The sequence below is a fragment of the Cobetia sp. 4B genome, assembly GCF_018831605.1.
In the GTDB taxonomy this organism is placed as follows: Bacteria; Pseudomonadota; Gammaproteobacteria; order Pseudomonadales; family Halomonadaceae; genus Cobetia; species Cobetia amphilecti.
Genome location: NZ_CP059843.1, coordinates 3,254,328 through 3,276,826, shown reverse-complemented (window position 1 = coordinate 3,276,826; position 22,499 = coordinate 3,254,328). Strand labels below are relative to the sequence as shown.

22 protein-coding genes and 2 riboswitches are annotated in these 22,499 nt (G+C 64.2%); of the genes, 11 read left to right on the top strand and 11 right to left on the bottom strand.

The genetic code is table 11. The annotated features are described in order from the left end of the window. Positions 1–20 precede the first annotated feature (20 nt). Positions 21–887: a dienelactone hydrolase family protein gene (locus tag H2O77_RS13560; RefSeq protein ID WP_064503214.1), complete on the top strand. Its 867-nt coding sequence runs from the start codon at positions 21–23 to the stop codon at positions 885–887. Positions 888–1,095: 208 nt separating this feature from the next. On the opposite strand, the gene pncB is transcribed toward H2O77_RS13560, so the two are convergent. Both pncB and H2O77_RS17955 read right to left on the bottom strand, forming a co-directional pair. Beyond that, positions 1,096–2,268, bottom strand: coding sequence for a nicotinate phosphoribosyltransferase (gene pncB / locus H2O77_RS13555; protein ID WP_043331412.1), 1,173 nt, complete (start codon positions 2,266–2,268; stop codon positions 1,096–1,098). A 159-nt stretch (positions 2,269–2,427) separates the two neighbouring features. Beyond that, positions 2,428–2,817, bottom strand: coding sequence for a DUF4190 domain-containing protein (locus H2O77_RS17955; RefSeq protein WP_225347126.1), 390 nt, complete (start codon positions 2,815–2,817; stop codon positions 2,428–2,430). A 103-nt stretch (positions 2,818–2,920) separates the two neighbouring features. Here H2O77_RS17955 and H2O77_RS13545 point away from each other — a divergent pair, with 103 nt between their 5' ends. From H2O77_RS13545 to H2O77_RS13525, 5 genes are all read left to right on the top strand, one after another. Further along, positions 2,921–4,255 carry a GNAT family N-acetyltransferase gene (locus H2O77_RS13545; RefSeq protein WP_240548613.1) on the top strand — a complete coding sequence of 445 codons (1,335 nt, stop codon included), beginning with the start codon at positions 2,921–2,923 and terminating at the stop codon, positions 4,253–4,255. A gap of 126 nt (positions 4,256–4,381) precedes the next feature. After that, on the top strand, positions 4,382–5,677 hold the full coding sequence (locus H2O77_RS13540; protein WP_215823307.1) for a nuclease-related domain-containing protein: 1,296 nt from the start codon (positions 4,382–4,384) through the stop codon (positions 5,675–5,677). Positions 5,678–6,102: 425 nt separating this feature from the next. Further along, positions 6,103–6,471 carry a phasin family protein gene (locus tag H2O77_RS13535; protein ID WP_043331409.1) on the top strand — a complete coding sequence of 123 codons (369 nt, stop codon included), beginning with the start codon at positions 6,103–6,105 and terminating at the stop codon, positions 6,469–6,471. Positions 6,472–6,791: 320 nt separating this feature from the next. After that, positions 6,792–7,298, top strand: coding sequence for a hypothetical protein (locus tag H2O77_RS13530; protein ID WP_215823306.1), 507 nt, complete (start codon positions 6,792–6,794; stop codon positions 7,296–7,298). 87 nt (positions 7,299–7,385) lie between these two features. Further along, positions 7,386–7,664: a peptidylprolyl isomerase gene (locus H2O77_RS13525; protein WP_043331408.1), complete on the top strand. Its 279-nt coding sequence runs from the start codon at positions 7,386–7,388 to the stop codon at positions 7,662–7,664. 127 nt (positions 7,665–7,791) lie between these two features. Here the strand turns inward: H2O77_RS13525 and thiC are convergent, their stop codons facing one another. From thiC to H2O77_RS13495, 6 genes are all read right to left on the bottom strand, one after another. Further along, positions 7,792–9,801 (bottom strand): phosphomethylpyrimidine synthase ThiC, encoded by a 2,010-nt coding sequence (gene thiC / locus H2O77_RS13520; protein WP_215823305.1) that lies wholly within the window; start codon positions 9,799–9,801, stop codon positions 7,792–7,794. Positions 9,802–9,927: 126 nt separating this feature from the next. Further along, positions 9,928–10,068: riboswitch (TPP riboswitch) on the bottom strand. Between the two features lie 159 nt (positions 10,069–10,227). After that, complete coding sequence (gene tenA / locus H2O77_RS13515) at positions 10,228–10,887, bottom strand: thiaminase II (protein WP_043331406.1); 660 nt, start codon at positions 10,885–10,887, stop codon at positions 10,228–10,230. Between the two features lie 146 nt (positions 10,888–11,033). Then, positions 11,034–11,160, bottom strand: a riboswitch (TPP riboswitch). A 153-nt stretch (positions 11,161–11,313) separates the two neighbouring features. Continuing rightward, positions 11,314–11,988, bottom strand: coding sequence for a TIGR04282 family arsenosugar biosynthesis glycosyltransferase (locus H2O77_RS13510; RefSeq protein WP_215823304.1), 675 nt, complete (start codon positions 11,986–11,988; stop codon positions 11,314–11,316). Positions 11,989–12,031: 43 nt separating this feature from the next. Beyond that, a complete protein-coding gene (locus H2O77_RS13505; RefSeq protein WP_240548612.1) occupies positions 12,032–12,742 on the bottom strand; it encodes a TIGR04283 family arsenosugar biosynthesis glycosyltransferase in 711 nt (236 codons plus the stop codon). Between the two features lie 555 nt (positions 12,743–13,297). Then, a complete protein-coding gene (locus H2O77_RS13500) occupies positions 13,298–14,659 on the bottom strand; it encodes a sugar dehydrogenase (RefSeq protein ID WP_215823302.1) in 1,362 nt (453 codons plus the stop codon). Between the two features lie 70 nt (positions 14,660–14,729). After that, positions 14,730–15,764, bottom strand: coding sequence for a lysophospholipid acyltransferase family protein (locus H2O77_RS13495; protein WP_240548611.1), 1,035 nt, complete (start codon positions 15,762–15,764; stop codon positions 14,730–14,732). Between the two features lie 331 nt (positions 15,765–16,095). On the opposite strand from H2O77_RS13495, the gene H2O77_RS13490 reads away from it, so the two are divergent. Together H2O77_RS13490 and H2O77_RS13485 are read left to right on the top strand one after the other, a co-directional pair. After that, on the top strand, positions 16,096–16,830 hold the full coding sequence (locus H2O77_RS13490) for a class I SAM-dependent methyltransferase (RefSeq protein WP_215823301.1): 735 nt from the start codon (positions 16,096–16,098) through the stop codon (positions 16,828–16,830). Positions 16,831–17,053: 223 nt separating this feature from the next. Next, the gene (locus tag H2O77_RS13485) at positions 17,054–18,526 is read left to right on the top strand and encodes an MFS transporter (protein ID WP_215823300.1); all 1,473 of its coding nucleotides are present in this window, start codon (positions 17,054–17,056) and stop codon (positions 18,524–18,526) included. A gap of 56 nt (positions 18,527–18,582) precedes the next feature. Here the strand turns inward: H2O77_RS13485 and H2O77_RS13480 are convergent, their stop codons facing one another. Both H2O77_RS13480 and H2O77_RS13475 read right to left on the bottom strand, forming a co-directional pair. Next, positions 18,583–19,248 carry a 2OG-Fe(II) oxygenase gene (locus H2O77_RS13480; protein WP_215823299.1) on the bottom strand — a complete coding sequence of 222 codons (666 nt, stop codon included), beginning with the start codon at positions 19,246–19,248 and terminating at the stop codon, positions 18,583–18,585. A 203-nt stretch (positions 19,249–19,451) separates the two neighbouring features. Further along, the gene (locus H2O77_RS13475) at positions 19,452–20,081 is read right to left on the bottom strand and encodes a CoA pyrophosphatase (protein ID WP_054555561.1); all 630 of its coding nucleotides are present in this window, start codon (positions 20,079–20,081) and stop codon (positions 19,452–19,454) included. Between the two features lie 142 nt (positions 20,082–20,223). Between H2O77_RS13475 and H2O77_RS13470 the strand changes: the two genes are divergently transcribed. Continuing rightward, complete coding sequence (locus tag H2O77_RS13470; protein WP_054555560.1) at positions 20,224–20,808, top strand: NUDIX hydrolase; 585 nt, start codon at positions 20,224–20,226, stop codon at positions 20,806–20,808. A 52-nt stretch (positions 20,809–20,860) separates the two neighbouring features. On the opposite strand, the gene H2O77_RS13465 is transcribed toward H2O77_RS13470, so the two are convergent. Next, entirely contained in the window at positions 20,861–21,172 is a 312-nt protein-coding gene (locus H2O77_RS13465) for an NGG1p interacting factor NIF3 (protein ID WP_215823298.1), read from the bottom strand. 123 nt (positions 21,173–21,295) lie between these two features. Between H2O77_RS13465 and ftsB the strand changes: the two genes are divergently transcribed. Together ftsB and H2O77_RS13455 are read left to right on the top strand one after the other, a co-directional pair. Beyond that, a complete protein-coding gene (gene ftsB / locus H2O77_RS13460; RefSeq protein ID WP_225347115.1) occupies positions 21,296–21,700 on the top strand; it encodes a cell division protein FtsB in 405 nt (134 codons plus the stop codon). Continuing rightward, a complete protein-coding gene (locus H2O77_RS13455) occupies positions 21,697–22,494 on the top strand; it encodes a 2-C-methyl-D-erythritol 4-phosphate cytidylyltransferase (RefSeq protein ID WP_240548610.1) in 798 nt (265 codons plus the stop codon). Before ftsB ends, H2O77_RS13455 begins: the two co-directional genes overlap by 4 nt. Positions 22,495–22,499 lie beyond the last annotated feature (5 nt).

Sequence of the window (22,499 nt, the reverse complement as noted above, 5' to 3'; positions counted from 1 at the left end):
CGTCATACAAGGAGTAGGCGATGCGAATGTTACGTGGCTGGTGCGCTGGCACCCTGTTGTTTGCACAGTCGGTATTTTCCGCCGGACAGGCCATGGCCGCCGAGGATGCACCGCTGGTCAATCGTCTCGAGGGGCCGCAGGTGGTGACGGAGACGGTGACCTATCGGGCCAATGGTGAGGAGCACGTAGGCCTGATCGCACGCGATGCCAAGGCGCAGGGGCGCCGCCCCGGTATCCTGCTGGTACATGAGTGGTGGGGCTTGAACAGCTACGCCCGCAAGCGCGCCGAACAATTGGCGGGACTTGGCTACGTGGTCATGGCCGTCGACATGTATGGCGGTGGGCGCACGGCCGAGCACCCCAAGGAGGCCGGTGCCTTCTCCTCTGCGGTGATGAGTGACTGGCCGAAGGCCGAATCCAGCTTCAATTCGGCGCTGGCGGTGCTGCGCTCACGCCCGGAAGTCGATGGCGAGCGCATGGCGGCGATCGGCTACTGCTTCGGCGGTGCCGTGGTGCTCAACATGGCGCTGACCGGAGCACCGCTCAAGGCGGTCGTCAGCTTCCATGGCAGCCCGTCGATTGCCGTGACGGAGCCCGAGCCGTTTGCCGGCCGGGTCGTGATCCAGAATGGCGCGGCCGATACGCTGGTGCCGCAGGAGGATCTCGACAAGCTGGTCGCGACCTTCCAGTCACTCGAGACGCGCACCACGCTGATCCAGTATCCGGGCGCCAAGCATGCCTTCACCAATCCGGAATCGGATGCCAAGGCGGCCAAGTACGATCTGCCGCTGGGCTATGACGCGGCCGCGGATTCGGCTTCCTGGCAGGTCATGCTCAACCTGTTCAATGAGGTCTTCAAGACACCGAAGAAGTCCGTCAAGACCTGAGTCGTCAAGATCTGAGCTGCAAGACCTGAGACGTCGAGACCTGGTCCGTCGGCACCGGTGCTGAAGGTGATCGACATGAAAAAGCCCGCCCGGGAAGTTTCCGGGCGGGCTTTTTCATGGGGCTTTTTCTAGCAGCTATTTCATGAGCCTGTTTCAAGGTCTCTGGCAGGAGGCCATGGCAAGGCGTTCAGCGATCGCTGTGTGCGCTTCAATCCAGCTCCTTGAGCGACAGCACCTGGTGCGCCAGACGAATCATGTCGGGGTCGCCGGTGTGTTTGCTCGAGACGTCCGACAGCTTGATCACCGGCACCCATTCCTGACCCTCGGGGCGGGCTTCGGTCATCTTGATCACCATGTTCATCGGCTGCGGGCCGACATCATTGGTGAAGTTGGTGCCGATGCCGAATGACATGCCGATACGCCCGGCGCAGTAGCGCACGATGCGATCGACCTTGTCGGTGTCCAGACCATCGGAGAACACGATGGTCTTGGTCTTGGGGTCGATGCCCAGCGACTCATAGTGACGGATGGTGGTCTCGGCGAAGTCGATGGGGTCACCACTGTCGTGGCGCACGCCGTCAAACAGCTTGGCGAACTTCTTGTCGAAGCTCTTGAAGAAGGCCTGGCTGGTGAAGGTGTCAGACAGGGCGATCCCCAGGTCGCCGCGATAGACCTTGACCCAGTTCTCCAGCGCCAGAATGTTGGCCATCTTGAAGCCGAAGCGCGCGGCATGAAACATGAACCACTCATGGGCGTGCGTGCCGATCGGCTTGATGCCGTGGCGCTGCGCCATGTGCACGTTGCTGGTGCCGATGAAACAGCCGCGGCCGTGGTCCTTGAGTCCCGCGACCACCTTGTCGTGCACATCGTAGGAGTGCCGACGACGAGTGCCGAATTCCGCCACGCGGATGCCGAGACGCTTGTAGTGCTCGATCTTGGCCAGGGTGCTGTCGCGCAGGGCCTGATCGCTGTCGCGTTGATCTCCGCCCAGCTGATACCAGAGCTCGCTGATCATCGCCATCAGCGGGACTTCCCACAGGATGGTGCGATACCAGTAGCCTTCGATATGCACTTCCAGCTCATCACCGGTCTGGGTGATGGTGATTTCGGAGGGATCGAAGCGGAAGCCCGCCAGGAAGTCGCGGTAGGTCGGGTCCAGGAAGGGGCAGTGAAGCTCGAGGAAGGATTTCTCTTCCACGCTCAATGCCAGTTCGGCCATGTTGTCTACCGCGATGCGCAAGGCCTCGCCGAACCCCGGCGGGAACGAATGCTCGCCACGGTTGATGAAGGCATAGCGAGCGCGCGCATACGGAAACAGTTTCACCACGGCGTTCTGCATGGTGAACTTGTAGAAATCATTATCGAGAATCGAGTACAACATCGAGGCTCGCTCAGTATCAAGGCGGCTCGGGGGAACCGGAATCGCTGGCAGGGCAGGCGCTGCGAGAGGCAGGCATGCCCCGCTGGCACGGGGAAGCAATGTCGACGCATTATCCGTGCAGGCGCGCTGCACGTTCAAGCCGGAGTGCCCAGGCGCTGGTCAGGTGCTGAAGGCCATGATGCCGAACATGGTCAACATCATGCCGCCGAACATCAGCAGGCCGGCCAGCGACAGGGCGATCAGCAGGTAGCCGAGAATCAGTCCGGCCAGGGCCCAGCTGTCACCGGCTTCGCCACTGCGGCGGATCTGGCTGCGCGCAATGTGGCCACACACGACGCCGCCGAGTGCCGCAGGCGCGAGCAGGCAGCCGAGCACGCTCAGGGCAAAGGCGGCCACTGCCATGAGATTCGTGCTGGCATGGGTGTCCTGCGCGGGCGGGGTCGGCGCATAAGGCCCTTGAGAGGGTCCTTGCGAGGACTCTTGAGCGCGCCCCTGGGGCTGTGAGCCGCTCGTGGACGTGTCGTCCGGCGGCGTGGGAGTCTCTGTCATGTGGGTCTCGTTGTCCTGCATCATGACGACACACTAGCATGTCCTGGGATGTGCGGCATGTCTGCACCAGCGGTGGGCATGGCAAGACTATGAGGAGAGTACGGTGACAGGGCAATGGCAGGCAGAGGATGAGGCTGCGACAGGGTCGGCGGCTCAGGCGGCGACAGGGTCGGTAACAGGCCAGCAGCAGGCTGTGAGCGTCGCGGATGCCGCAGAGAAGCAGGGCTGGCGCCTGGAGGTGCTGGATTCCCTCGACGCCCTCACCGCCAGTGAATGGAATGCGCTGGCAGGCGATGACTATCCCTTCCTGCAACATGCCTATCTGAGCGCGCTGGAAAGCTGCGGTGCGGCCAGCGCCGCCAGTGGTTGGCATCCTGCCCATCTGGTAGTGCGAGACGCCGACGGCCGCTTGCTGGCGGGGCTGCTGCGCTATCTCAAGCTGCACTCGCGTGGCGAATATGTCTTCGACCAGCAGTGGGCGGAGGCCCTGGAGCAGGCCGGTGGGCGCTATTATCCCAAGCAGTTGACTGCCGTGCCGTTCACTCCCAGCGATGGCCCACGCCTTGTCACCTCGTCGCAGTTGACGTCGCCCGCAGCCCGGCGTGCCTTGCTTGAGTGGTTGTGGCCGCATCTCAAGGCCGGCATCGCGCCCGCGGCTGAGCCGGGTAGCGCGCTGCGTCGTTATGAGCACAGCGGGTTTCATCTGCTGTTTGTCTCGGCACAGGAGCGGCAGGACTGGCAGGCGGCGATTCCGGAGCTGATTTCGCGTCCCGGGATGCAATATCACTGGCAGTCACGCGGTGAGCCGGACTTTGCCACCTGGCTTGAGAGTCTGCGCTCCAAACGGCGCAAGGAGATCCGTCGCGAGCGGCGCAAGGTCGCCGAGCAAGGCTTCACGCTGGCCAGGCTCGAGGGAGCGCAGATTGGCCCTGATGACATCGAGGCCTTCTACCGCTGTTACTGCATGACCTATCTCGAGCGCGGCCAGCGCCCTTATCTGCCGCTCGATTTCTTCCAGCAGCTCAGGCGCAACATGCCCGAGCGATTGCTGCTGGTGCAGGCGCGTGATGAGCAGGGCGCGCCGGTGGCGGCAGCCTTGTGTCTGATCGGCAGTGATTGCCTGTATGGTCGTTGGTGGGGCAGCGAAGTCCACGCCGATTGCCTGCATTTCGAGGTCTGCTATTACCAGGGGCTTGAATTCTGCCTGCAGCGAGGGCTCAAGCGCTTCGATCCCGGCACCCAGGGTGAGCACAAGATCAGCCGCGGTTTCGCGGCGTATGCCACCGGGTCGCTGCATTGGCTGATGCATCCCGGGCTTCAGGAGGCGGTGGCAGAGGCAGTCGAGGAGGAGGCGCGCTGGATCAGCAAGGCGCGTCAGCAGGTGACGGCAATGCTGCCTTACCGGGAGCCCGCGGCCCAGACAGCGCAGGAGCGATGACCCTCAGACTTCGTCACTGCAATACGCTATCCGCTGGCGGATTCTCCCGCGGAGTCAGAGGCAAGAAAGATTGCGAATAGGGCACTACACTGAGTTATATATGAATGCTCTAATCCAGAGGCGCCCATGCTGATCAAGGACTGCGATTCACGGGAATACGACCTGCTGGTGCTCGAGGTGCTGGCGCAGGATGCTGCGCTTGCCGCGCCCGAGCGCCACAAGGTGCTGGAGGCCCTGCGTGCGATACGTGCCCGTCAGGTGCGTCGCCGTGCACTGGCAAGCCAGCTGGATGCCTTGTTGGGGACGCGGGATGATTGGGTGGTGCTGCATGATGTGCGCCTGGCGCAGGCAGAGGGAGTGATCGAGATCGATCACCTGCTGATCAACAGCCTCATGCAGGTCTGGGTGCTGGATGCCTCCTGTTTTGATCTGACGCTCTCGATCACCCCCTTCGGTGAGCTGTTGGCCCATAGCGGACGAGTCTCTGAGGGTGGCGAGACACCCTCAGGCGAAGATGGCGTCATGGCACATGCCGTGACGCCGTGCCCCTTGCAGACGATCCCTGAGCGTAGCCGCGCTATCGTGCAATGGCTGGAGGCCTCCTCGTTGTTGCCTGTGCGCCTTGGGATGACCCTGCAGCCGCAATTGCGCTATCGCATCGTGGTGGCCGATGCGGCTCAGGTCAGTCGGCCGCCGGAAGACATCGTCGACAGTCGTGCGCTGCTGTCCTTCGCGCGCCTCAAGCGTCAGTGCCTGCAGGTGAGCGGCAAGACCGCTTACGTGACACGGCTGCGCAGTTTTACCCACCGCCTCGATCAGCGCCGCCTGCGCCAGCTGGGGCGCGCCATCGCGACCCAGCATGTGGCCCCCAATACGGATTGGGTGGCGGAGCTGGGTCTGGCTGCTGGCACGCGCGCGACGGAGGGCGACGCTGCCACTCAGGTATCCCCGCTGGCCTATCTATGGCAACCGCCGCTATCGCCTGAAGAACTGGCGCGGGCCTCAGGCGAAAGCGCTGCCATGGCGGCAGAGTCCGATGACATGGAAGGGGCGTCGGATGACACGACGCTGGCGGTCCAGCGTGGCGTGACATCTACGGCTGCCCTGAAACGGCAGTGCGGTTTTGGGGGCCGAGGGCTTCAGGCCGCGCATTGGCAGCCCGGGCACCAGGCCCTGGATCAGGATGGCCGAGAAGACCCCACGAGCCCGCAGGCGGCAGGCGAGCAGCAGGGGGCTGCGGCCGACAATCAGCAGGGCGCGTCTTCCGTCCAGTCGCAGGATGAGGAAGGCTTGCCGCGCTGTCAGGGCTGTCGGCGATGGCTTTCCACCCAGAGTGTCGACTTCTGTCGCCAGGCAGATCAGGCACGTGCGCTGGGCGGGCGTCTGCTCTGCAAACGCTGTCGCGACGCCTCATGCCAGTGACGCAGCAGCATGGCGCTCTCCTCAAGCTCAGCCTTTCAGCTTCAGGCTTCTGTTCCAGCACTTTGGCCCAGTCTGGCGTTCCAGGGCGTGGTGAAGGGCGTGTCGGGAGCCCAGGGCGTCAATTTTCTTTTCGACTTCTGATTGTTTTTCTCCAGTGTAATCAGGCAACTGCATCAATCAGGGCGTACAGATCAGTCGTTGCGATGTTTTTGATGTTGCAGTGCAACAAAGACTGTCTTATGCTGCGTTGCAGCGAGGATGGAACCTGGTCGATAGCACTATCTGACCGCGACGGCTTGATAGTGACGGCTTGATAATGATGGCTCGGTCACTACGGTGCACCAGCCCGGTTCAGTCCTGATAACCGAACGGAGCAACGCTCCGGTTCATTTCAGCGTGATGCCAATACCCTGGAGGGTGCCTACATGTTCAATGCCAACTTCGAGAAGTCCGCTCAGCAGTTCGACGATATGTTCCTGTCTCCGCTGCGTGCGTTCAGCGCCCTGAGCATCGATTACAGCGAGAAGCTGATCGGCGCACAGATGGAACTGACCAAGTCCTATGCTGATGCTTCCCTGACCCAGGCGCGTTCCATGCTCGAGATCAAGGACAGCGAAGGTCTGAAGAACTTCGTCAAGGAGCAGCAGGAAACCGTCAAGACTCTGGGCGAGAAGCTGCAGAACGACACCCAGAAAGTGGTCGAGCTGAACCAGGAATACGCCAAGAAAGGGCAGGAACTGGCAGAAAGCAACGCCAAGTCCGCCTCCGAGGCCATGCAGAAAGTCGCCAAGTAAGCGACTGCTGCCGACGCTCTCAGGCGAGCGTCCCCAACGCCCATCCGGTCTTCCGGGTGGGCGTTCGCGTGTCTGGGGTACTGAATCTGATTACTCGTTGCTGGAGAGGGAAGCGTTGGCATCATCCCCTTGAGCGTTAAGGCAATGATGCCGGTGTACGGGTAATGTCGCAGGGAGTGCGCCGGCGCTGTCAGTCGGCGTTATCAGTCTCGACATGAGGCGGCGCTATCAGGTCATGTCACCGCAAGTGACGGTCATGGATGATCGAGCAAGGCTCCCCGGCGGCGTATGCCGGGAGGCATCAACACAAGGAGTGTGTGATGAATTCTGTCAGTGCGGCATTGGCAGCGTTAATGGATGCGGTCTCGGGCTTGAGTGGGCAATTCGGTGAGGGTGTCGCCTCGCATCTGACGACGACAGCAGGGCTTCAGCGCGAGCATGTCGAGACCCGCTATCAAGGGCAGATGATCGATTTCGATACCCTGCATTGGCGTGTTCTCAATGACTCGGTGTGTGCCAACACGCGCCAGAATGCCATGGCCCATACCCGTTGCAGTCAGGCAGCCAGCGAGATGTTTGCCTCGACGTGCCGGGAAATGACCAGCAACCCTCCGACTCTGCCTTCGCAGCGTTACCACAGTACGCGGCGCATGGCATGCAATGCCGCGGTCAGTTACCGGCCCAGTGTCGGCAACATCCAGTGGGCGGAAACCTCCGCTGCCGATGACTTGGCCGAGGCGGAATGCAACGCTGCCACGGCGGCACTGCTCGGCAGCAATGATCTCGATGCCATCCAGTATCAGCGCCGGGTCTGTGCAGGACGCTAGCGGCGAGCGCTGCCTTGGGCCACAATGACCTGCCACGCCGCCGGTGATTGCCGACGGCATTTATTCGATCAGTGACAGGTGATAGACATGGCACAGGCCACAGCGCGTCATATTCTCGTTTCCAGCGAAGAACAGTGTGCAGCTCTCAAGACCGAAATCGAGAACGGCCGCGATTTCGCTGATGCCGCTCGCGAGCACTCCTCCTGCCCGTCCGGCCGCAGTGGCGGCGACCTGGGCGCCTTCGGCCCGGGCATGATGGTCAAGGAATTCGACGAAGTCGTGTTCAGCGCCCCGATCAACACGGTTCAGGGCCCGGTGAAGACCCAGTTCGGTTATCACCTGCTGGAAGTCACCAGCCGCACGTGAGCCTTCTGTCACGCTCATGAGGTGTCATGAGCGTTTGGCAGGATGTGACGAAAACGCCCCGACCATCACTGGTCGGGGCGTTTTTTGTGGCTTAGAAAGTCAGCCTTCCTGTGCGTCAGGCGATTGCCTAGACCTCCTGATAGAGCTGGCTGCCTTCACGCTTGAACTTGTCGGCCTGCTCCTGCATGCCGGCCATCACGCTGTCGGCATCGCCGGTCAGACCATGCTCATTGGCGTAATCGCGCACTTCCTGGGTGATCTTCATCGAGCAGAACTTCGGCCCGCACATGGAGCAGAAGTGGGCGACCTTGGCCGAGTCCTTGGGCAGCGTCTCGTCGTGGAAGCTGCGCGCGGTGTCCGGGTCCAGGCCCAGATTGAACTGGTCTTCCCAGCGGAACTCGAAGCGCGCCTTGGAGAGCGCATTGTCACGGCGTTGCGCGCCCGGGTGGCCCTTGGCCAGATCGGCGGCATGCGCGGCGATCTTGTAGGTGATGATGCCGGTCTTGACGTCGTCCTTGTTGGGCAGGCCCAGGTGCTCCTTGGGGGTCACGTAGCAGAGCATGGCGCAGCCGAACCAGCCGATCATCGCGGCACCGATGCCGGAGGTGATGTGATCGTAGCCCGGGGCGATGTCGGTGGTCAGCGGGCCAAGGGTGTAGAAGGGCGCCTCGTCACACTCGCTGAGCTGCTTGTCCATGTTCTCCTTGATCAGGTGCATCGGCACGTGACCCGGGCCTTCGATCATGACCTGGACATCGTGCTGCCAGGCGATTTTGGTCAGCTCGCCGAGCGTCTCGAGCTCACCGAACTGGGCGGCGTCATTGGCATCGGCCACCGAGCCCGGGCGCAGGCCATCGCCCAGTGACAGGCTGATGTCGTAGGCCTTGCAGATCTCGCAGATGTCCTCGAAGTGACGATATAGGAAGCTTTCCTCGTGATGCGCCAGACACCACTTGGCCATGATCGAGCCGCCGCGCGAGACGATGCCGGTCACGCGGCTGGCGGTCAGCGGCACATAGCGCAGCAGGACGCCGGCGTGGATGGTGAAATAGTCGACGCCTTGCTCGGCCTGCTCGATCAGCGTGTCGCGGAAGATCTCCCAATCGAGGTTCTCGGCCACGCCATCGACCTTCTCCAGCGCCTGATAGATCGGCACCGTGCCGATGGGCACGGGAGAGTTGCGCAGAATCCATTCACGGGTCTCGTGGATGTTGGCGCCGGTCGAGAGATCCATCACGGTGTCGGAACCCCAGCGGATCGCCCAGGTCATCTTGTCGACCTCTTCCTCGATGGAGGAGGTGACCGCCGAGTTGCCCAGGTTGCCGTTGACCTTCACCAGGAAGTTGCGGCCGATGATCATCGGCTCGCTTTCCGGGTGATTGATGTTGGCGGGAATGATGGCGCGGCCGCGTGCGACTTCCTCACGCACGAATTCGGCGGTGATCTCGTCGGGCAGGTTGGCGCCGAAGCTGTGGCCCGGGTGCTGATGGCCCAGAATGCTCTCGACGGATTCGCTGCCCTGATATTCCTCACGCAGCGCGATACGACGCTGATTCTCGCGAATCGCGATGTATTCCATCTCCGGCGTGATGATGCCCTGGCGCGCATAGTGCAGCTGGGTGACATTCTTGCCCGGCAGGGCACGACGCGGGCGGTGGTCCAGCTCGAAGCGCAGGGACGACAGGCGCAGGTCGGCCTGGCGCACGCGGCCATATTCACTGCTCAGCTGATTGAGCTGTTCGGTATCACCGCGCTCCTCGATCCACTGCTCGCGCAGCGGCGCCAGACCCCGGCGGATGTCGATCTCGACCGCCGGATCGGTGTAGGGGCCGGAGGTATCGTAGACGACGATCGGCGGGTTCTCTTCCAGACCGCTGGAGGTCTGGGTCGGCGAGCAGCCGATCTCGCGCATGGGCACGCGGATGTCCGGGCGGGAGCCTTCGATATAGATCTTGCGCGAGCCGCTCAGCGGCGCGATGGCGGCAGCGTCGACCTGTGCTTCGCTGGCGAGATGGCGGCTGCCATCCTTGCGACCGGCACGCGCGCGTGCCTTGGGGGCAGCCTCAGGCTGCGAGGCGAGCGGTGACTCGGCGGCGTTGGTGGCTTGCGGGTCTTGTGTCGTCGGGGCAGTGCTCATGCAGGTCTCCTCAAAGGGCGACGTCACGGCTGACGTCATCATGGGAAGACCGTGCGCAGGGAGAGGATGGTCGTCGCCGACTCCTTGCCAGCAGGTGGCCCGGGAGCGAGGCGGCCGCGCGCAGCGGCTGGCCATCAGCTTGATTCCTACGCCGGTCCTAACCGGTTCAGGTTCCACGGGACCCCTTGCTGGCAAGCTCGCGCGTCAGGGCGGCGAAGCATGCATGCAGGATCTCAGCCGGTTCCACCGGCACCCCGTCAAGCGTGTTCAGATTTCAATGCGAGAGGGTGTTGCCCGAAGCGTCAGGCTTGCCCCGGGGAGCGTTCTCGCATCCAGGCTCTGTTGGCCTGTCAGTCGTGCCATCCATGGGGATGGCGTCATCCCGAGCGGCTCATGGCGAGCGCCGGGACGTCAGTCTGTGATGCCTCAAGCGCGATCGAGGCCCATCTGCCAGAAGTCGATCTCGAGTCGCGTGGCGTCCCGGAAGACATCGACCAGTTCACCCAGTCGGCGCTCCGAGACCTCCGAGAGTCGCGCATCCAGCCATTCACGTTCGGCTTCGACGGCTTCCTTGAAGTCATCGCTTGAGTACATCGCGATCCAGTCCGCGTACGGGTTGTTCTCGATCTCGGTGGTGTCCTGATCGAGCAGCCACTCGGCGATCTCGCCGTAGCCGATCAGGCAGGGCGCGAGCGCCACGTGCAGATCGAGCAGGTCGCCGCGCTGGCCGCAATCGAGCACGTAACGGGTATAGGCCAGGGTGGCGCGGGATTCCGGCAGCTCGCTCAGGTCATCCTCGCTGATGCCCCACTCGCTGCAGTAGCCGATATGTAGATCGAGCTCGGTATTGAGGATGGTGTCCAGACTGGCGGTGGCCTGACGCAGCTCCGCGAGGGTGCGGCTCTTGTAGGCGGCCAGCGCCCAGGCGCGCGCGAAGTGGATCAGGAACAGGTAGTCCTGCTGCAGGTAATGGCGGAAGGACTCCTCCGGCAGACGACCTTCGCCCAGCTGGCGAACGAAGTCGTGCTCGAGATAGTCACGCCATTCCTCGGCGCAGGCACTGGTCAGGTCGTTGAAACTAGGCATGACGCATCCCTCGGTGAGCGTGCTGACGACCCGTGATGGGGCGACAGGTCTCTGGCGCAAGCGTGGCCAGTACCGGAACAGGAGCAGGGGAAAAGCAGGGGAGGTGCCGACAGTCACCTTGAGAAAGTGGTGACGATATCGAGTGGCATCGCTTCGCGCTTGATCCCTACGCCGGTACTAGCCGGATCAGGTTCGGCGGGATCGTCATTCACGCAAGGACATCGCTTGCGCATGACATCTCAGCCGGTCTTACCGGCACCCCGTCAAGCTGTGACATATGAGTCACGATGCAGCGAGTGTAACAGCCCTGCGGCGCAGAAGAAGGGCAGTGTGAGCAAAAATGCATACGACTTTGGGAGGCATGCCGAACGTGTGAAGAGCCTCAAGCGGGTTTGTAGAAAGCCATGAGCGGGTTCATGGACAGCCTCAAGCGGCAAGGTCGGCCATGAGTGCCGGCAGGTGGCGCGACAGTCGCGCAAGGTCACGCGGCTCATCGACATCCCAGCTGGTCGGCAGGCAAGCGGCCGTTCTCCCGGCCCGGGCCAGCAGCTCCAGAGTGTCCCGGCAGACATGGGCATGACTCCAGCGGGGCAGCAGAAAGGCTTGCGGGCAGGGCGCCTTGAGGCCGATCAAGCCATAGCCGCCATCGTCGGTGGGCTGCAGCACCGCGTCGTGAGTGCGCAGTCTGTGGGCTGCCTCGCGCAGCCGCTGGCTGTCCAGCGCCGGCAGGTCGGAGCCCATCAGCAACACCGGCCCCTCGGGCAGGTGTCGGGCCATGGCCCGGGACATTCGCTCACCGAGCTCCCCCTGTGGCTGTGCCTCGAAGGTGAGGTCGGCAGAGGCATCGACAACGCTTCGCAGCCGGGCTTCCAGCGCTGCTCTTAGAGCCGCCTGTTCAGGTGCCTGACTCGTCGACTCGGCAGAGGGCGTCAGCATCACCACGACCTTGCCGAGGCGAGCGGCGCAGGCGTGGTCAACGATATGGCTCAGCATCCGCGCATAGAGTCGAGCTGCGCCCTCGGGGCCGAGTGCGGGGATCAGGCGTGTCTTGCAGTGGCCGGCGATGGGCAGGCGACCGAAGATGATGAGAGTCGGGCGCATCCCTGACGCGGCATCAGCTGTGGGCAAGGTAGGCAACGCCGTATCACGCATGGGGCATGCCGCGCTGCTCACAGGCCTGCGCCGCGGCGCGATAGCCGTAGAGGCGTGCCAGACGTGCAGGGGAGACGCCACACCAGGCCGCCAGCCGCAGCCCCCACATCTTGACGATGGTGCGCCAGACGCCGTGGGTCTCCCAGCGCCGACCGCTGGTGGTAACGCGCGCAGTCAGGTTCATTGGCGGGGTCAGATGCTTGAGCTGGGCACTCAGCCAGACATCTTCCATCAGTGGCATGTCGGCAAAGCCGCCGATGGCCTCGAAGGTCGAGCGCTGCACGAACTGGGTCTGGTCGCCCGTGCTGATGCTGGTCAGCCGCGAGCGCAGATTCATCATGGCGGCGATCATCGGTAACCACGGCGACTCGCCCTTGATGCTGACATCGAAGCGGCCCCAGTCGCTGCGGCGATGTGTCGTGACGGCCTCTTTCAGCAATGCCAGCGCATTGTCGGGCAAGTCGGTATCGGCATGCAGAAACAGCAGCCATTCTCCGCGTGCACGTGCGGCTCCGGCATTCATCTGGCGTGCCCGGCCCGGCTCACTGTTCAGCACGACATCACACAGCGGTCGGGCCAGTGAGGGGGTGCCATCCGTCGAGCCACCATCCACCACGATCACTTCACAGTCCCCGCCCGCGCGCAGGCGACTCAGGGCAATCAGGGTTTGCACGATGCCGGCTGCCTCGTCATGCACCGGCATCACGATGCTCAGCCAGGGAGCGCGCGTCAGGTCCGTGCATGTGCTCGACAGGGAGTCCCGGCTGGCGGGCGTCCGTGATGCTGGGGGTGGCGGCTGGTTCATGGCGGCAGGCTCCGACGATGGCGTATTCGTTGGATCATACGCAGGAGTTCGTAGGCTGGATGCACGGGCGAGAGACGCTCTCTCAACGCGTCATCGTTCATTAAACGCTTGGCGTTGACCCAGTGTCGCTCCATGGCCACACAATGCCTAGCTGGCCATTGGGTGCATGCGAGGGCACAGGACTACATTTCTGTAATTCGAAGGCGGGGCATGCAAGGCAGGTTTTCTGAGTCTGCAGCAGGCAAGCGCGCACTCATTGGCCCTATTTATAGGCACTGTCCATAGGCCCTATTCACAGGCCCTCTGCCAGGCAGCTCCTGGAAAGAGAGCCTGAAGAGAGTGCTTGGAGAAGAGGGCTTGGGGAGAGGGCCCGGACAGAGGGCTTGGAGAGCGCACGTGACCAAGGGCCAGGGCCTCGCTTCTCAAAAGCCCGTTCTGCTGGAGGTCAGGCCATCAATCGAAGGTGAGGCGATAGAGGCCAGCCGCGCCGCTATCCGAGGTGAAGTACAGGCTGCCATCAGGGCCGAACAGGACATCGAGCGGGCGAATCCAGCGCTGACCGCTGCTGCTGTCCTGCAGACCGGTCAGCACTGGCACCAGGCGTGCTTCAGTGTCTGGCGTCGCCAGCTTGAGGCCCAGCAGGCGAGGCTCACGGCGGCTGGCCGGGGCACCCGCGGCGTTGCCGGAGGGCGCCGTGCCCCAGCTGCCGTGGACTGCCACCACGACATCAATGTCAGAAGACAATGGGTGCTCTGGTGGTACCACCGCGATTCCCATCGGTGCACTGCGAGCGGGGATCTCGGCCAGCGGCGCTGCAATCTCGTCACGCTCACGCGGTGAATCGCTCGTGATGCAGTCATCCGCCTGCCAGCGGCCATCGACCCACTGATACCAGGGCATGCCATGGAAGCTGCCTTCGCGGGCAGCAACCACCAGCTCGCGAGGTTGCTCATAGCCCCAGTGGTCGGGCCCGTTGTTGGTGGCCAGCAGACGCGGCTCATCTTCCATGCCCAGCTGCCAGGCGAGGCCTACCGGGTTGCGCAGTCCGCTGGCCCAGGGCTGCCAGTGCGGCGCATCGCCGGATTCCTCAAGGCGCAGCACGCCGCCGCGGCGTTCACTGAAGGAGTAGCCCTGCTCGCTGCCGGCAAGGTATTGATTCGAGCAATTGCCCTGGATGCCCAGCGCCAGATAGAGGCCACCATCCGGCCCGAGACTCAAGGTGCGCGAGTTATGGCCGCCGCCGCCGGGCAGCGCGATCAGCTCACGAAAGTCATCGCGGGTGAGAGATTCGCCGGGTGAATAGTCGGCGACCAGCAAGGCCGCAGTGGTCGCGACGTAGAGCTTGTCGCCGCGCACCACCAGCGAGTGAGGGTAGCCCGACAGTTCGACCAGCGTCTTCACGGCAGAGAGGTTGCCGTCCGGCGTCAGCTGAGCGCGATAGACACGCTCGGCCCGCGAGCCGATCAGCAGCTCGCCAGCATCAGTGAGATGCAGCATGCGTGGACTGTCGAGCGAGGCCAGCCGCTCGAGCGCGGCGCCCTCAGGCAGCTTGAGCGCAGGGGCATCGCTGGGCACTTGCTGAGCGCTCACCAGCGACAGTGAGGAAGCGGCATCTGTCTCTGCCTGGGCTGGCAGAGACAATGCGAGACAGGCCGCCGCGGCGCCTGTGACCAGGCGTGTCGCCACACTTGTTGCCAACCTTGTCGCCAAGCCTGTCACCAGACTTGCCGGCAGGCGTGTCGATACCGCCCGGGATAGTGAGGGGCGACGGGGCGGTGCGCTTGTGAGGTGAGCGGCGTGAGTCTCGATCGGCATCCTTGCCTCCTGTCATTGAGCCATGCGCATTCAGTCTGGGAGCTGATGGCCTGATCCGCCAGTGCTGCCCTCAGCCGCGCTTGCTGGCCTTGCGGCGATGCTTGAAGTAGCGGCGCCAGCCCTTGAGCGAGAAGAAGGAGTAGGTGCGCGCATAGAAGCGGGCTTTCTGCCAGCCCGGTTGTTGCTCCATTTCCTGCGGGCTCTTGCGCCAGCGCTTGTATTCCCACTGATACTGGGCCGGCGCCAAGGCGATCGCCGCTTCCACCGAGGCATTCACCCCGCGTGCCGAGGCGACTTCCTCTTCGCAATAGACACCCTCATCCGCAGCGAGGAAGTGGATGGCGAAGCCATGGCCATCTTCCAGCCGCTGGGCGACACCGGTGACGACGCGCGCATCGGTTCTCGCCACCAGCTTGGGCAGCAGGGTAGCGGTATAGGCGGGGCGGCCATAGAAGTCGGCGAAGACGCCGCTGCCACGGCCCGGCTCCTGATCCGGCAGTATGCCGATCGCTTCGGCGCGCTTGAGTGCCTTGAGCAAGGCAGCGACGCCACGCGAGTTGGTGGGCACCAGGCTCGCGCCCATGCGCTCACGACCATTGCGGATGATCGGATCGAGGCGCTCGAACTTGGGCGGCTCGTACATGGCGGTGAACGGGAAGTGGCTGGAGAGCCAGAAATTGAGCACTTCCCAGTTGCCGAAGTGTGGCGCCAGCACGATGACGCCGCGCCCCTCGGCGCGCGCCTCGTCGAGCAGGTTGCGGCCGTGGACCTCGAGAATCGAATCGCGCACGGCGTCTTCATCGCCCAGCCACACCTTGCCAAGTTCCAGCATGGTGGCGGTGGAATGCGCGAGGCTGTCGCTTGCCAGACGCGCGCGCGCCTGGCTGTCGAGCTGCGGGAAGGCCTGGCCAAGATTCTGGCGCGTGACCCGGCGCTCGCGGGGATTGCACAGCTGCACCACACGCGCCAACGGGCGCGCCAGCCACCAGAGCTGGCGGGTGCTGAGCCCGGACAGTCGTTGCCACAGACAGGCCACGGAGTTGGCCTTGAGAGGAGTCAGGCGCTGTTCCATGGCCTGTTCGAACCGCTTGAGAGTCTTGTCCATCGTCACACGTGAAGTTCCGGTGGTCTGGCGTGAAAGATCGCGCCTGTCTGACGCGAAGGCAGGCGCCGTGACATCGTCATGTGTCGCGGTGCCGCACTCGAATGATGCTCATTGTGCCAGAGGGGGGCGGTGCCTGCAGGCTCCATCGTGGCAGGCGCAAGACACTGGCGCGGGGTATCATTCAGCACTCAGACAGTCGCCACCTTCGATACGTTCACCTGCTGCGGAATTGCCCGTGCCGCCGCGGTGTCGCGCGTGGCGCCGAGTTGTCACCGCCAGCCGTGTGGTGACGTCGACCCTCATCGCCAGTGTCCCTTGCCGCGGAGCCCTGATGTCAGCCCCTGATTCCCCCGTTCCCTATCCGCCTTCAGATACTGTCTGCCCGCTGTGTGAGGCGTCCCAGAGCCAGCATGTACTGCACCTGGTACAGCGGCGCAGGCCATGCCCCGACACCGGTCAGCGCCCGCCCGCCGACGAGCGCGATTACCTGCGCTGCCCGGAATGTCATCTGCTGTATCTGGCGCCGTCCCAGCGCCTGGATGCCAGGGCAGAGCAGGACATCTACGACCAGCACGAGAATGACCCGGCAGACCCGCGCTATCGAAGCTTCCTGGCCAAGCTCTTCACGCCGATGTGCGAGCGGCTCGCGGCCGGTGCCAGCGGGCTCGATTTCGGCTGTGGGCCGGGGCCTGCCCTGGCGCAGATGTTCGAGGAGGCGGGCCATCCGATGGCGCTGCACGACCTCTATTATCATCCGAACCCGGCAGCGCTCACCCGCCAGCATGACTTCATCGTCAGCACCGAGGTGATCGAGCATCTCTACGCGCCGGGCGAGGTCTTCCGCCAGTGGTTGCGCTGCCTCAAGCCCGGCGGCCTGCTGGGGGTGATGACGCAGCCCGCCTCGGATGACCCGGAGGCGCTCAGGCGCTGGCACTACCTGCGTGATCCGACGCATGTGTGCCTGTTCAGCCCGGCGACCTTTGCCTGGCTTGCGCGCACGTACGGACTCGAGCTTGAGCAGGTCGCCAACGACAGCGTCATCTTCCGCGTGCCCCAACCCGCCTGACAAGGGCGTGGGACAGGGCATGGATAGGGCGCGGGGCAAGGCGCAGCGACACGCAAGACGATATTGTCGCCAAATGACGCAAAAAGGCTTGGATTTGGCGTGGACTGTCACTATATTGCCCGCGCCTTGACGTATTCTCGCAGGGCAAATTCCCCCTCCCGACGATATCCGCACCTTGCGGCATTGGCTGATCGCTGACTGGCGGCCGGCCGAGGATCTGGTCATGCCCCGTCATCTGCTGTTGATGTCCCTTGCGCCCCTGCTCGGCCTTGCCTTGCTGGGGATCGGTAACGCCATGCTGACCTCGCTGGTCCCGTTGCGGCTGTCTGCCGCCGGCGTCTCGAGCGAGGCGATCGGCCTGATCAGCTCGGCCTACTATCTGGGCCTCGGGCTCGGCGCGCTGGTCAACGACCGCCTGCTACTGCGCATCGGCCATATCCGCGCCTATGCCGGCTTCGCCTCGCTGGTGGCGGTCGCGGCTCTGGCCATGGGGCTGGGCGACCACCCGGTGGTGTGGTTCCTGCTGCGCATGATGATCGGCTGGTCGCTGGTCGGGGTGTATCTGGTCATCGAAAGCTGGCTGCTGAGCGCCGCCGACCCCGCCGTGCGTGGGCGTCTGCTGGCGCTTTACATGATCGTGCTCTATGGCGCTGGGGTGCTCGGTCAGCTGCTGCTGGGCGTGACCGCCATGCTGAGTCTCGAAGCGGCCTTCATGCTGGTGGCGATGCTGGCGGCGGCCTCGGTATTGCCGCTGGTGCTGCTGCCGCGCGTCTCGCCGCTGATCGAACAGTCCGAACCCCTGAGCCCGTGGCGCCTGATTCGCATCACGCCGACGGGCGTGTTCGGCTGTCTGGCCTCGGGACTGGTGGTGGCGGTCATCTATAGCCTGCTGCCTCTGGCACTGGGCGATGGCGGCACCCTGAGCACCGCGGAGATCGGTCAGCGCATGGCGCTGGTGATTCTCGGCGGCATGCTGCTGCAGTACCCCATCGGCCGCTGGTCTGACAGCCACGATCGCCAGCAGGTGCTGATCATCCTGTCGATCGCCATCGTCGGCTTCGCTGCCTTGCTGATGGGGCCGGCGCGCGAGGGTATCGCCCAGCTGACGGTGCTGTTCCTGCTCGGCGGCGTCGCCTTCACCCTCTATCCGGTGGCGGTCAGCCATGCCGCCGACCGTGCGCCCGCCGGTGCCCTGGTGCGCATGAGCCAGGGCCTGTTGTTGATCAACGCGGTGGGGTCGACCCTGTCACCGCCGGCGGTATCGCTGCCGATGGCCGAGATGGGCGCGATGCCCGGCATGGCGCTGAGTCTGGCGGTGATGGGTGGCGGCATGCTGCTCTTCTTCGTCTGGCGACGTGTGATGCGTCCGGCGCCGCAGCCGTTGGCACCCTTCGAGACCCATGCCCCGCAGACACCGCTGGGCACCGAGCTTGCGGTCGGGCCTGAACTGGTCGAGGCCGCCGAGGAGCACCTGCGTGACGCCGAGGCCGATGACCCGCTGGTCGAGGTCACGCGTGAGCTGGTCGCCGACATGCCGGAGCTGATCACGGATGCCTCGCTGGACAGCCTCGAGGAGATCGAGGTCAAGGAGGAACAGGCGCTGCACGACGAGCAGGCCTTGAATGACGAGCAAGCATTGCACGACGCGCAGCGCCAAGTGCCGCCACGCGATGACACGCCGCTGGCGCGCGACTGAGGGCCGCTGGTGCGGCGCTGTCCAGACCTGTCTGGCCGGGCCTTCCCGCCCGGGAATCAGCGTGCGGGATCGACCAGATTGCCCTGTGAGCTGTTGCGCCGGAACCAGCCGGTGACACTGGCGCGCGCCTGATGCGTCGGCAGCACCTCATGGGGGATCTGCTCGGAGAGAAAGCACACGAAGGTGCCGGCCTCGGGGGTAACGCGCGCGATTTCGCGGCTGTCATCCTCGGGGTCGTAGAGCACGATCTCGCCGCCGCCATCGTGCGGCCAGTCCTCATTGAGATAGAGCACGCTGGAGATCAGGCGATTGCCGCGGCCGCGAAAGCTGTCGAGATGCTTCTTGTAGAAGCTGCCGACCGGATAGTGGGCAAAGTGGGCCTCATACTCGAACAGCCCCAGATAGAGGGCACGGTTGAGCTCATCCTTGAGCACGTTCATCGCTTCCAGATAGGCGCGCTGGGCACGCGAATTGCGGTCCAGCCAGCGAATCGCGTCGCCGCGGATGTCCGGGCGCAGATCATGCTCGCGTCCGCGCCCGATACCCGCCGCCGTCAATTGCTGCCGCGTCTCAAGCTCGGTCAATTCGTCATTGAGCTGACCGATGACCTGGCGCGGCAGGAAGTCGGGGCGCACGCTGTAGCCATGCTCGACCAGTTCATCGATCAGCAGGTTGAGTGCGACAGGGTCCAGCAGTGGGGCGGGTGCAGGTGCAGCGGGCATCAGGCGCTCCGAACGGGAAGTGGCATGGCATCGTGGGCGAGGAGTTATAGTCCAGTGCCATTGTCGGTGCAATATCGTCGGGGCAATGGCAACGGGGCGATGCCATCAGGACGCTGCCATCCGGGCCATGGCGAGCCGCTCGGCGGGAACGCACCTTGTCTGGTGCAGGAGCTCAGTAACTCAGGAGTTCAGGATCTTGAGCTTCAGGGCCGAGGCGGCACGGGGCGCGGCGGCAGATGGCGCAGCGGGGCACCAGGCGGTGGCGCTGCCTTTAAGCTCACGGCATGGCCGAAGCCGATGGCCATCAGTTCGACCAGCATCATCGAGGACAGCCCCCACAGCACCTGGTCGGCCACGCGATAGCTGGGCACGTACCAGGTCTCGTCACCGACGGTGATCACATCGGTATGCTCGCGCTCGTCCTTGAGCAACATGCTCAGCGGCATCTCGAAGATCTGCTCGATCTCGCCGGGGTCTGCGCGCAGCGGCAGGTCGGCGGGAATGCGTCCGACAAAGGGCGTGACGCGCATGCCGTGCAGGGAAATCACGTCGCTCAGCTGGCCGAAGACCTCCACGGCGCTGGGCGGCAGCGCGACCTCTTCCTCGGCTTCGCGCAGCGCGGTGGCCAACAGATTGCTATCATCGGGTTCGGCCTTGCCGCCGGGGAAGGCCACCTGGCCGGGGTGCTGGCTGAGATGGCTGGCACGCCGCGTCAGCAGCAGCGTCGGTTCGGGCCGATCGATCAGCGCGATCAGGACGGCGGCGCGTGGTAGCTGGTGGTCAGTCGCAAGGGGTTGATGTGCTTGCAGGCGTTGGCGCAGGGCTTCTAGCATGTCGTTTCCTCGTAGGCATTCATCATGTGGCGCGAGGGTCCTGGCGGTCAAGGCGACTGCCATGCCGCTGGCCCCACCGCGCAACGAGGAAGCGGAGACGGGATGTCACTGAAGGGCGCCTTGAGATTTCATGGGAGAGCGAATGAATTATTGCAGTCACTGTGGTGAAACGGTGCGTCTGGCAGTGCCGCAGGGCGATGATCGTCTGCGCTACCTGTGTGATAGCTGCGGCACCATCCATTATCAGAATCCGCGCATCATCGCGGGCACCCTGCCGGTGCGGGACGGCAAGGTGTTGCTCTGTCGGCGTGCCATCGAGCCACGGCTGGGGTATTGGACCCTGCCGGCCGGCTTCATGGAGAACGCCGAGACCACCAGCGATGCCGCTGCCCGCGAGACGCGGGAAGAAGCCGGCGCTGAGGTCAAGCTGCAGGGGCTTTATACGTTGATCGACCTGCCGCACATCAATCAGGTCTACATGCTGTTTCGGGCCGAGCTGATCAGTGACTACTCGGCCGGCGTCGAGAGCCTCGAGGTGGCGCTGTTCGCCGAGGAGGAGGTCCCCTGGCAGTCACTGGCCTTCCCGACCATGGAAGTGACGCTGCGCCGCTACTTCGAGGACCGCCGCCACGGCGAGGGTGACGAGCATTTCCCGCTGCATCTCGAGCAGATCGACCTGGAAACCCGCGAGCACTTCTTCAACACCACCTTCCTGCCCGCGAGCTAGATCGTCTGGCCATTGCTGACCTCGTGTGCCTCGTTCTTCGGCGCGCGCGGGGTCAGAACGTTTCCAGTCGCCAGCAATCGAAGGCGACTTCTTCATAGGGATGGGCCTCGCGCAGCGCCGCCACGGCAGCGGCGATTAGCGAATCGTCACATACCAGCTCTATCTTCAGTTCGGCGACGCGCTCCAGCGTGCCGCAGGCCCCGATATGCGGATTGGCGCTGGCCAGTGGCCGAAACTGGCCGGTGCCGCGTGTCTCGAAGCAGCAGGCCTCGTAGTCGCCGATGCGCCCTGCACCGGTGGCGAAGACGGCTTCCTTGACGTGTTCGGCGTCATTCTCCGGGACGAAGAACGCAAGCTTGTACATCGGATGACTCCTGGCAGAAGGGTGAGAGGGCGCTGTCATCAGGAGGCCCTGATCGACAGGGGTGCGTCAAGCGTGGCAACGGATGCTGGCAGTGCCTGCGTCACGCTCCCGGATGATGGCATAATGCGCGCTGCAACGGCCAAGGACATCGCCATGCTCAAATGGATCAATATCTCACTGCTGCTGCTGCTGGCACTGCTCCAGTATCGGCTGTGGTGGGGCGAAAATGGCATCACCGAATTATTCGATATTCGCGCACGCGTGCAGCAGCTTTCCAAGGAAGATGCGGTGCTGGACAACCGCAATCAGCGGCTCGGTGCGGAAGTGGTCGACCTCAAGAATGGCCTGGCGGCCATCGAGGAGCGTGCACGCAATGATCTCGGCATGGTGCGCAAGGACGAGCAGTTCCTGTGGGTGCCCAATGTCGCGGTGCCGGAACGCAAGGCGCCATCACCTGATGAAGTGGCGGACGGTGCGCTGGAGGGCAAGGGCCTGGAAGGCGGGCTGCCCAAGGTGATCACGCCATGATGCCGACAGACGCCTCGCGCGAGCCCCGTCTGTGGTATCTGGTGCCGGCCGCCGGCGTGGGCAGTCGCATGCAGGCCGACCGCCCCAAGCAGTATCTGGAGCTGTCGCCCGGGGGCTGCGTGCTGGAGGCGACGCTGGCGACACTCAAGCGCGCGCTGCCCGAGGCAGGACTCTGTCTGGTGCTGGGCGCCGATGATGGCTATTTCTCGCCGTCGATGGTGCCGTGGCAGGACTGGCTGCGCGCCGATGGCGGCAGCGAGCGTGCCGACAGCGTGCTGGCGGGCCTGGATTGCCTGAGCCGCCACGCCCATGACGATGACCTCGTGCTGGTGCACGATGTCGCGCGTCCCTGCGTTCGCGAAGCCGATATCCATGCGCTGGTCGCGACCGCTCGCCGCAGTGCCGATGGCGCCATCCTCGCGGCCCCCGCCAGTGACACCATGAAACGCGCCGCGCCGGCCGGCGACTCCCGCCCGCATGGCGGTGGCGATGGCGATGAAGAGCGTGCGCCGAGCATCGCGCACACCGAATCCCGCGTCGGCCTGTGGCATGCCTTCACGCCGCAGGCCTTCCCGCTGGGCCTGTTGCGACGGGCGCTGCGTGAAGCGCTGGGGGAGAACCCCGCGCTCATCACGGATGAGGCCTCGGCACTGGAGGCCTGTGGCCGTGCCCCCGTGCTGGTCGCCGCCGCCCGCGACAATCTCAAGATCACCCATCCGGAAGACCTCGCCATGGCGCGTCTGTTGCTGGCCGCGCGCGAGGCGCTTCCCGATAGCCCCCGGACGTCTGCCTGACATGA